This window comes from Methylobacterium planeticum, assembly GCF_008806345.1.
In the GTDB taxonomy this organism is placed as follows: Bacteria; Pseudomonadota; Alphaproteobacteria; order Rhizobiales; family Beijerinckiaceae; genus Methylobacterium; species Methylobacterium planeticum.
Window position 1 is genome coordinate 41251 of the sequence record NZ_VZZJ01000035.1, and the last position, 9243, is coordinate 50493.

Annotated in this window: 14 protein-coding genes and 1 pseudogene; 7 read left to right on the top strand and 8 right to left on the bottom strand. The window is 69.7% G+C overall.

Features of this window, described 5'->3' with window-relative positions:
• Positions 1-129 precede the first annotated feature (129 nt).
• Positions 130-420: a hypothetical protein gene (locus F6X51_RS24675; protein ID WP_150966469.1), complete on the top strand. Its 291-nt coding sequence runs from the start codon at positions 130-132 to the stop codon at positions 418-420.
• 10 nt (positions 421-430) lie between these two features.
• Here F6X51_RS24675 and F6X51_RS28195 read toward each other — a convergent pair whose 3' ends face one another.
• The 3 genes from F6X51_RS28195 to F6X51_RS28200 all read right to left on the bottom strand — a co-directional run bounded on the left by F6X51_RS28195 (position 431) and on the right by F6X51_RS28200 (position 1062).
• Positions 431-583: a hypothetical protein gene (locus F6X51_RS28195; protein WP_191970253.1), complete on the bottom strand. Its 153-nt coding sequence runs from the start codon at positions 581-583 to the stop codon at positions 431-433.
• A 47-nt stretch (positions 584-630) separates the two neighbouring features.
• Entirely contained in the window at positions 631-762 is a 132-nt protein-coding gene (locus F6X51_RS28945) for a hypothetical protein (RefSeq protein ID WP_281407662.1), read from the bottom strand.
• Between the two features lie 135 nt (positions 763-897).
• Positions 898-1062: a hypothetical protein gene (locus F6X51_RS28200; RefSeq protein WP_191970254.1), complete on the bottom strand. Its 165-nt coding sequence runs from the start codon at positions 1060-1062 to the stop codon at positions 898-900.
• Positions 1063-1272: 210 nt separating this feature from the next.
• Here F6X51_RS28200 and F6X51_RS24680 point away from each other — a divergent pair, with 210 nt between their 5' ends.
• Positions 1273-1758, top strand: coding sequence for a Crp/Fnr family transcriptional regulator (locus F6X51_RS24680; RefSeq protein WP_150966471.1), 486 nt, complete (start codon positions 1273-1275; stop codon positions 1756-1758).
• 159 nt (positions 1759-1917) lie between these two features.
• Here F6X51_RS24680 and F6X51_RS24685 read toward each other — a convergent pair whose 3' ends face one another.
• Positions 1918-2508, bottom strand: a complete 591-nt coding sequence (locus F6X51_RS24685; RefSeq protein ID WP_150966473.1) for a carboxymuconolactone decarboxylase family protein — start codon at positions 2506-2508, stop codon at positions 1918-1920.
• On the bottom strand, positions 2505-3728 hold the full coding sequence (locus F6X51_RS24690; RefSeq protein WP_150966475.1) for a YbfB/YjiJ family MFS transporter: 1224 nt from the start codon (positions 3726-3728) through the stop codon (positions 2505-2507). The genes F6X51_RS24685 and F6X51_RS24690 overlap by 4 nt, the downstream gene beginning before the upstream one ends.
• Positions 3729-3804: 76 nt before the next feature.
• Here F6X51_RS24690 and F6X51_RS24695 point away from each other — a divergent pair, with 76 nt between their 5' ends.
• Positions 3805-4683 (top strand): LysR family transcriptional regulator, encoded by an 879-nt coding sequence (locus F6X51_RS24695; RefSeq protein WP_210250341.1) that lies wholly within the window; start codon positions 3805-3807, stop codon positions 4681-4683.
• A gap of 208 nt (positions 4684-4891) precedes the next feature.
• Here F6X51_RS24695 and F6X51_RS24700 read toward each other — a convergent pair whose 3' ends face one another.
• Positions 4892-5695: an HpcH/HpaI aldolase family protein gene (locus F6X51_RS24700; RefSeq protein ID WP_150966479.1), complete on the bottom strand. Its 804-nt coding sequence runs from the start codon at positions 5693-5695 to the stop codon at positions 4892-4894.
• A gap of 589 nt (positions 5696-6284) precedes the next feature.
• Here F6X51_RS24700 and F6X51_RS24705 point away from each other — a divergent pair.
• Both F6X51_RS24705 and F6X51_RS24710 read left to right on the top strand, forming a co-directional pair.
• Positions 6285-6464: a hypothetical protein gene (locus F6X51_RS24705; RefSeq protein ID WP_150966481.1), complete on the top strand. Its 180-nt coding sequence runs from the start codon at positions 6285-6287 to the stop codon at positions 6462-6464.
• A gap of 174 nt (positions 6465-6638) precedes the next feature.
• Positions 6639-6902 (top strand): hypothetical protein, encoded by a 264-nt coding sequence (locus F6X51_RS24710; protein WP_150966483.1) that lies wholly within the window; start codon positions 6639-6641, stop codon positions 6900-6902.
• Between the two features lie 73 nt (positions 6903-6975).
• Here F6X51_RS24710 and F6X51_RS24715 read toward each other — a convergent pair whose 3' ends face one another.
• Complete coding sequence (locus tag F6X51_RS24715; RefSeq protein WP_150966485.1) at positions 6976-7278, bottom strand: hypothetical protein; 303 nt, start codon at positions 7276-7278, stop codon at positions 6976-6978.
• A 450-nt stretch (positions 7279-7728) separates the two neighbouring features.
• Between F6X51_RS24715 and F6X51_RS28205 the strand changes: the two genes are divergently transcribed.
• A complete protein-coding gene (locus F6X51_RS28205) occupies positions 7729-7872 on the top strand; it encodes a hypothetical protein (RefSeq protein ID WP_191970255.1) in 144 nt (47 codons plus the stop codon).
• On the opposite strand, the gene F6X51_RS24720 is transcribed toward F6X51_RS28205, so the two are convergent.
• Positions 7862-8419: a hypothetical protein gene (locus tag F6X51_RS24720; RefSeq protein ID WP_150966487.1), complete on the bottom strand. Its 558-nt coding sequence runs from the start codon at positions 8417-8419 to the stop codon at positions 7862-7864. The genes F6X51_RS28205 and F6X51_RS24720 overlap by 11 nt on opposite strands.
• A 630-nt stretch (positions 8420-9049) precedes the next feature.
• Here F6X51_RS24720 and F6X51_RS28755 point away from each other — a divergent pair.
• Positions 9050-9243, top strand: a pseudogene (locus F6X51_RS28755) (hypothetical protein); the annotation flags it as partial.

Here is a 9243-nt window from a genome sequence, read left to right on the forward strand (position 1 = left end):
CCTGTGGCCGCGCAGGCACACCGGCGGGATCACGGGATCGTGTGCCCGCGCGAGCACAGCCGTGCCGCGCGGCCGGATCTAAAGTCGCGCTTCGACGAACCGGTGTGACGGCGATTGCGGAAGCGTGAGATGTCGGATCTGAGCCAGGAAGCATTCGCGGGCGCGCTGGAGGCGGCCTGGGAGCATGTCCAGCGGGTGCGCGAGGAGACCGGTGTCGTGGTCGAGCTGCGGCTCACCACGGTCGGGCTGACCGCGCTGGCCGTCGACATGCCGTGCAACCGGATGGCCACGGTGTCGTGGCGCGAACTCGCCCGGTCCGAGGACCTGCCCGGGCTCCTGTTCGCCCGGATCTCCGACGTCGCGCAGGGTCAGCGGCGCGCGCGCCGGACCGGGCCGGTCCCGCTTGCCTCGGCGGCTTAGCGGCCATCGCTCACCGCGCGCCGACGGCGAACTGCTCGATCCCGCGGATCTGCGAATCCGTCCTCGCCCAGGAGACGATCACCAGCGCCGCGCAGAGGCATAGCGCGACGGCGGCCAGGATCCTGGTCGCATGGCTCGAGCCGTTCCGAATCGGTGTGCGCATCATTCCATCCGTCTCTGGACGGGGGATGCGGCAACAGCTTGACCGTTTCACATGATTGTCCCGTCCTGGACCTCCTCGCTCGCGCTGAGATCCGGGTGGTACGAGCGGCCGATCGCCGAGGCGGCAACCAGGGCCAGGACCGACAGAACCACCAATCCGATGAGCTTGATCGTGCGCATGGAACGCTCCTCCGTGACGGGAGCATCATCCGCCGACCGACCCTCGCCGACCGTGATCCGGATCACGCCGGTTTCCGCGATCCGCGCCCCGGGCGATCGAGCCTCGTCCGTGATCCGAGGATCCCCTGACGGGCGCTAATCCGCGTTCAGCGTCCGAAGCGAGCCCGCGATCTCGCGCGCGCCGAGGTCGTGCAGGCGCAGCGCCCCCGAAACCGTGAAGGTGGCGACGGTCACGAGGAGAGCGGCCCCGAGAAGGCCCATGACGGCGTCGTTGGAATGCGGGCGATGGATGATCTGCATGACCACCTCCGAATCCCCCGATTGCCCGGACACCATGAGCCCGCCGCGGCGGAACGGCGGTGCCGGGCCGCACACGGCCATCGTCGAGGCGGATGGGGCACTCCCGAAGCGCCGCCCGAGCGGACGTCAAAAGACGTTGCGGACGGGTGGAGGGAGGGTCCACAACGATCCGGCGCGGACGATTTCCGGAAACGGGAGTGTCATAGGCCGATGGCAGTCAGTTCGCCCGAGCTGAAGGCGTTCCTGATCGATACCCCCTTCTTCGGTGGTCTCTCGGACACGAGCCTCGAACGTCTGATCGCGATGCTGGTCGAGCGTCGCTTCGAGGCGGGCGATACGGTCATGACCGAGGGAGAGGCGGGGCGCTCGATGTATATCGTCCGCTCCGGGACGCTCCTGGTGAGCAAGCTCGGGGCCACGGGGTGCCTGATCGACATGAACCGCCTCGGGCCCGGTGACTTCTTCGGCGAGATGACGCTCATCGAGGTGCAGAACCGGTCGGCCACCCTCGTCGCGGAGAGCCCGATCAGCCTGTACGAGCTCACGGCCCGGAACCTCTACACGTTCTACAAGGCCGACATCTACGCGTACGCGATGGTGATGCAGAACATCAATCGCGAGATCTGCCGGCGGCTCCGCCGCGCCGACAATCGCATTGCCGAGCTGATCAACGCGGCGCGCGGCTCGGCGACGTAGCCTCGTCTCCGTTCCGGGGCGTGAGGACGGGTCGGCGGCGGGATCTCCCGACGGAATCCGAGCCGGTCGCGCTCGCGCCGGACGCTCCCTGCCGGCGCCCTGCCCAGGCGGGGTGAGGCCGGCCGAGGGGGACGCGACACGGGCCGGGGGGCCGGGCGATCACCCGCCGCGCGACTGCGGGCCGGGGGTGCGCGCGACGTTCATCAGCCAGCAGACCATCGCGAAATAGCCGACCAGGGTGAGAAGCTCCACGGTCTCCGGCTCGCCCCAGGCCGAGAGGGATCGCCCGTAGGTCTCCTCGCTCAGGCGGTGCCCGGTCAGGAGTTCGCGCACGACCAGGCGCGCGAGCGCGAGATCACTCCGGAGGTCGGCGGGCGTCGGTGCGCCGCGCTCCACGGCGGCCAGGGCTGCGGGCGGCACGCCGGCGGCCTCGGCCAGGGGCAGGTGCATGTCCCACTCGAACACGTTGGAGGCTTCCCGCGCCACGACGCAGATCGTCCACTCGCGCAAGGCGGTGTCGAGCCTGCCCTCAAAACGCAGCGTCTCGCCGACCCGGGCGATTGCCTGCAGGAGCGGCGGCCGATGCAGCAGCGGCCGGAAGGGACCGTAGATGCCGCCACGCGGACCGTTGATCAGCGCGTCGGCCGCCGCCTGCTGGGCGGCGTCGAGTGGGTCCGGTGGCCCCAGCCGTTCGGGCAGGCCGGCCTCCGGGAAGGCGGGGGTCGCGGTGGCGGAGGGGTTCGGCTTCATTCGGCTTGCCTCACGAGTGGGGGAACGTGTTGCGGATCACGCCACAGCCACGCCGCCGTCACCACGAGCAGCGCGGTCGCCAGGGCTCCGACCAGGCCGAGGGCATCCCAGCCGGCCCAGCGGCCGTCCCCGAGACTGCGGACCAGCACCGGGCCGGCGATCTGCCCCGCGGCGAACGCGGCGGTCATTCGGGCCAAGAGCGGCGTCGGATTGTCCGGACGCGCCTCGCGGGCAAGCTGCAGGCCGGCCATGGTCGCGACCATGAACGTGCCGCCGACGAGCACCGCCGATGTGGCCACCGCCCAGAGCGCCTGGGCGGCCAGGGGCAGCGCGGTGCCGAGCGCCATGACGCCCTGCGCGAAGGCCCAGACGCGCCGGCGCGGTGCGTTCGGGAGCCAGCGCGCGACGGCAGCGACCGACAGAGCGGCGGCCATCCCGAAGAGCGGCCATGTGAGCCCGAACACCAGCGGGTCGGGCGCGAGTTCGCGGGCCATGGCCGGCAGGAAGGTGGCCGGCACGATGTAGCCGAAGCCGAAGGCGCCGTAGCAGAGAACGAGCGCCGGCTGCCCGCCGCGCGCGCGCGGCGCGAACGCGGCGGCTTCGCGCTCCGCCGGCGCGGCCACCCTTGTGCGCTGCCCGCGAGTGCGCCACCAGACGAAGAGGGCGCCCGCTCCGGCGATCAGCCCCAATTCGAGCCACAGCCGATCGGCCGGCTGGCGGCCGCCGAGCCAGGCCAGCATTCCGGTCAGCGCGATGCCCAGGCCGACGCCGGTGTAGATCCAGGCTCCCAGCTGCGGCACCCTGCGCCGGGCAAGCTCGGCCAGGCACCAGCTGCTCGCGCAGACCAGCGACCAGGCACTGAACACGCCTGCGGCGGCGCGCAACGCAGCACCCGGGAGCCCGCTCGCCCCGCCATCGACCCACGTCACCGCGAGCGTGGCCAGGGCGACACCGAGGAGGCTCAGCAGCACGCCGCGCCGCGGATCGCGCGAGAACCAGGAGGCGGTCAGGGCGCCGATGAAGTAGCCGCCGTAATTCGCGGCCGCCCATTCGGCACCGACGGCCGTGGTCAGGGTGCCGTCGCGGATCATCAGCGGCATCAATGGCGTGAAGGCGAACCGGCCGATCCCCATGGCGACGGCGAGAGCCACGAGCCCGCTGACGACGACGAGCCCGCTCGCGCGGTCGGGCAGAATGGCGGCAGGGCGCACGGTGCTCATGGCATCCCCGGCATAAGACCATTTCGGCTTCTTGAAAAATGAATTTATCTGACACATCATTCTCTCGATGAGAACGATGGACCTCGACGACCTGGATATCTTCCGCTGCGTGGTGCGGGAGGGCGGGATCACGCGCGCGGCCAGCCAGCTTCACCGGGTCCCGTCCAACGTCACCACCCGGATCAAGCAGTTCGAGGCGCGGTTGGGCGTGTCCCTGTTCCGCCGCCAGGGTCGCGCCCTCGCCCTCACCGAGGCCGGGCATCGGTTGCTCGGGCACGCCGAGCGCCTGCTCCAGATGGCCGACCTCGCCGAGCACGAGCTGCGCAGCGGCACGGTCCGCGGCATCCTGCGGCTGGGCTCGCTCGAGAGCGCGGCGGGCGCGAGGCTGCCGCCGATCCTGTCGGCGTTTCACGCCCAGTACCCCGACGTATCCCTCGAGCTGCAGACCGGCACCACCCGCACGCTCCTCCGGCAGCTGGATCGTTTCGAGATCGAGGCGGCCTTCGTGTCGGAGCCCTTCGAGAAGGGAAGCCTCTCCTCCGTTCCGGCCTTCGACGAGGAGCTGGTGCTGATCACCGCCAGGGGCGTCCCCGCAATCCGCCTCGGCTCGGACCTGAGCGGGCAGACGCTGGTGGCGTTCCCGCACGGTTGCTCGTACCGTCAGCGCCTCGTCGAGTGGCTGGCCGAGGGCGGCGCCTGGCCCGGACGGATCCTCGACCTGGGCTCCTACCACGCCATCGTGGCCTGCGTGGCAGCCGGCACCGGCGCGGCCATCGTCCCCGCGGAGGTGCTCGATCAGGCCGTGTTGAGCCGGGCGGTGGAGCGCCATCCCCTGCCGAGACCGCTGCGGGTCAACCGTACGCACCTCGTGTGGTCGGGCGCGCCGAGCACGGCCCTGCAGGCGCTGACGGCGCTGCTGCCGGACCCCGCCGCCGGCGCTCATCCGCTCGCCTGAGCATCCGGGGCTTCGAGGGCCTCGATCTTCGGGCTTTTGGCCATTGCAGCCCGCACGTCGTCGGAGCGGAATGTTCGGGCGCGGAGGTGGGCGATCGTCCCGAAGGCAGGCCCGTCGGGGCCGCGGCCCTCGAACCGGACGGGCTGATGGGCGGCGCCCTCGTGCGGCTCGAAGGAGGTCCCTGCCCGGGCGCGCCCGGGCGCGTCCGCTACGCCGGCCCGACCGTCTCCTGGGTGCCCCCCGCGACGGCGTCCTTGGCCGAGCGCGCCACGGCTCGCAAGGTCGTGGAGACCAGCCCGGCGTCGCTGCCCGCCCCGATGAAGGTAACGCCGGCCCGGGCGTATTGGGCGACGGCAGCCGCGTCGTACTGGATGATCCCGGCCGCCTTCCCGGCCGCCCGGATGCGCTCGATCAACCGGTCGATCTCGGCCAGGACCTCCGGCTCCGTGGGGCGCCCCGGAAAGCCCATGTCGGCGGAGAGGTCGGCAGGGCCGATGAAGACCGCGTCCACCCCGTCGACGGCCGCGATGGCATCGATCCGGTCGGCCGCCGCCCGCGTCTCCACCTGCACGATGACGCAGATCTCGTCGTTGGCGGTCGTGACGTAATCCGCGACCGCGCCGTATCCGGAGGCCCGCACGATCGGCGCGGCCACCCCCCGGATGCCCTGGGGCGGGTAGCGGCAGGCGGCGACGGCCCGCGCGGCCGCCTCGGCGCTCTCGACCATCGGGACGAGGACGGTCTGTGCGCCGAGGTCGAGCACCTGCTTCAGGAGCCACGCCTCATTGATGGGAACGCGAACGACCGGCGCCGCGCGCTCACCGATGGCCTGAAGCTGCGCGCGGATGTCCGTGACGGTGTTCGGCCCGTGCTCGGCATCGACGAGGCACCAGTCGAAACCCGCGGAGGCGGCGATCTCCGCGATGAGCGGGTCGGTCAGCCCGAGCCAGAGGCCGATCTGCACCCGTCCCTGCGCGAGCGCGGCCTTCAGCGGGTTCCGAGGTGCGGGCATGGCGATCTCCTCCGGCTTCGTGGACAATCCTCGACGGACCCTCACGGTTACCCCGGCGCGTCGGAGCTGGGAACAGGGCCTATGCCGCTCGCGCCGGCAGGGCCGACAGCCGAGTCGAGGCCGGCGCCCCGATGGCAGCGGTTCGCCGAGCCCCCGGTCGGTCGGATCGGCATCGTGTGGCCGCGCGCGCGGTCCCCCATCTCGGCGGGCCTCCCGGTCCGAGATGCCGACCCCTCACCGGATCCCGCCCGAACTTCGACGGGATGGATCGGTCCGAGGCCGCCCTCGGCCCGTCCGCGCCAAGGACCGTCTCGCCGAGACCATCCGGGACGGTGCCCCTGCTGGACCTATCCGTGCGGATGCCACGACCCGTGTCCGGGTCCCGTGCCGGTTCGCGGCAGGCTGCGAGGCTGCGTGCTTCTCGCCGGATCGTCCGGTCGCGATGCTGCGCGTCGGTTCGCCCTCCGGACCGTCGATCTCGGGTCCTGATCGGCAGCCGGCACGCCAGGTGGCCGCCGCGTGGTCCGAGAGATCTCGCGATCCCTCCGTCGCTGCGCTAGACTTACCCGGGACGCAGGAGGAGCGCCGTATGCCGATCGTCGTTTCCGCCAAGATCATGGAAGAAGGCAAAGCGGCGCGGGCCGCCGGCAAGACCATTTCGGCCGATCCTTATCGGGCAGGCTCGCAACAGAGCGCGGATTGGCTCGCGGGCTATCTCCACGACGAGCCCGAGCAGAACGTCGATCGGCCGGAAGGGGCCGAGGGCTGAGGCGATCGGGCGCGCCGCATCGCCGCCCTGCGGGCGTGCCCCGGCGGGCGCCGTCGCGGCGGCTGCCCGATCGCGCCCGGTGCCCGGCTCCGGCGAGCGGTTCCGTGCCGGCCGTGCAGCGGCTGGGAACACGGAGCTTGCGCGATACCGTACCGATGGCGGTATACCGCCATCATGGAAACCTTGCTGCTCCCCTCGGCCCTGTCGTCGCTCTTCGTCGTCGGATGCCTGACCATCAAAGCGCTGAGCCGTTGGCCGGATCAGGTCCGCAACGGCCTCGCGATCTGCCTCGTGGCGGCGGTGTCGCTCATCTTCGTCGAAGTGATCCTGGACTACGCACCGCGGCAATCCGCCCATCGCGCGGCCGAGCCCGTGGCGTCGGCGACGGCGCTGTATGGCGGCGTGGCCGGCACCCACCTCGCGGGCGAACCGGAATAAGCCGGCGGCCGGCAGGGGCACAATGCCGTGAGCCCGATGCCCTGGGCCCTCGGCATTGGGCGCGGCGGGCGCCCTACTTCGCGCCTTCGCTCCCGCTGTTGTTCTGTTCGCGGCAGCGATAGCCGACGAAGCATTGCGCGTTGTCGAGGGTCGGCTCAAAGGCCGGCAGCGCGGTCATCTCGCGGCCGCACGCGCCGCTGGCGTTGTGGACCATCTCGTACGCGTTCGCGCTCGATGCCAACGTGATGTCGCGTTGCTGGGCGACGGTCGCCTGGGCGGCCTGGCAGGACATTCCGGGCGTGAACGGCCGCTCCTGCGCGCTGGCGGCGCCGGCCGCGAGGCAGAGGCAAACGGCGGCCAAGGGCAGCGATCTCATCGATTGACGTCCATCCGGTGCAGGCAGCGGCGCCCTTCATAACCGCTCGGCACCCGGATCCCAACTGCGTTGATCCGTCTCCGGGACAGGTTTCGCTTCCAAGATTCGAATCCTGTCCGCTGACATCGACGAGCAACACGACGCGGTTAACGCTAACCCCTGCACCGAGGGAAATGCGTCATGATCGACGATGCTGATGACGGCCGGGCGGCGCTGATCACCGATCTTGCTCTGTCGGCGATCTTCTCCAGCGTGTTCCTGACCGCGATCTGCCTGCTGATGCTCGGCTTCTAGCCCTACCCGGTGAGATGGCGATGTGGGCCGCGATGTCGCGCGAGATGGCGAGGATGCGTTGCGTCAGGCCGCGCGCGTCGGGTCTTCCTCCCCCCGATTTCGCGGTTCTTCCGCATTTTGCGTGGATCAGGCCGCGATGAGGATTGGATCGCGACCATGGTGCTGATGGTTGGCGGTGAGCCGCACGAAAGCGGCGACAAGGGCCGGCCCTTGGATCTCCCCATCATCATCGACGCGCTCAGGGCAGAGATCGGCCGGCGTGCCGCGGCGTGGTGTCAGGGGGTCGGTGTCAGCCGCTGACCTTCACCCCTTCCTGCGCTCGCCCGGTGGCGCGGACCGTGAACGTGTAGGCGCCGACCAAGGCCAGCACGGTGGCGATGATGTCGATGCGACGGGGGATCTCGGGCAGGTAGATCATGGCGGCATCAGCCACGACGAGCACCGCGAACGCACCTGCCCATACGGCCGTGATGTTGCGGTTGACGGCATAGAACTGCGGCGTCGACCACACCTCCCGTGGGGCGCTCTCCCGCGCGTATTGCAGCGTGAACGGCACCCGGATCGCCAGGGAGAACAGAGCGATCAGCAGAAGTCCCCCATCCACGATCAGGCGCACGGCCGGGATGGTCCATTCGTGGTCGACCCGGCTGGTGTAGGCGGCCAGTCCCGCAAACAGCACCATCGTGCCGAGTTCGAGGATTTTGATCGAGCGGCCGAGCACCAGACGATCACGAAGGAGCAATCCCCCTGCCGTGAGCGCGCCCGCCCATAGTCCGGCTTCAGCATACCCGAGGTGGATCAGGACGGCGAAGACGATGAAGGGGGCGAAGCTGAATAGCAGGTTCATGCCGGCCGCCCATCATCCTGGGTTCCCACTTCGAGGATCTTGGCGGGCAATTCAGGCTGGAGGCAATGGCGGCCCTCGTACCAAGATTGTCGGATTGCCGCTCTGGCACCCGAAGATCAATGAAAGACCGGCGAATTGGCGCCGAGGAAAGCAAAACATGACACAAGGGTTAGGCCGCCAGCCATCTCGAAAGTTGCGGTCCGTGCGTGGGCACGCGGTGCGCAAGACGCCAGAGTAACGCCCACACACAAGGTCATAAGGCTCAGCGCCGCGATCGTCCCAACTCCTGGCTCGCACTGGAACCGCGCGTAAGCACACGGGGACGCGTGACGCTGCCAATAGCACCCTCCATCGTGAGCGATGCCCTTCTGCGAGCGACAATCGAGCAAGTTCCGGCCTCCCGGATGGCCAGGGCTCATCCGGTGCAGCGATGACGCGAAACCTGCACGCTCCCGTTGATAAGCTTTGCCATTTCAGGAAGCAGCGAGTTTGCCGACAAGCTGAGCGTTAACCAAATTTCAAACTTCGTTAACAATTCCTTAGCGGAATACTCGAAAATTTGGTACATCGACATACCGCCTGAGTCGTCCTCCCTCACTGTTGAGCGCCGCTATGCGCAGTCCCTCCCGGATGTGGTCTCTCGTCGCGTCCACATTGATCATGGGTTTGCCTCTGCTCTGGAGCAGCGAGGCAAGCGCCCACGTGAAGTGGTTCTGCGCCTACAACGTCGCGGGCGCGCCTCAGGGACTAGAGAATGTGCTCTGCGCCGATTTCGAGTGGCTCGTCGCGGTGGCGCTCGTCTGCCTGATGTTCGGCTGCCTTGC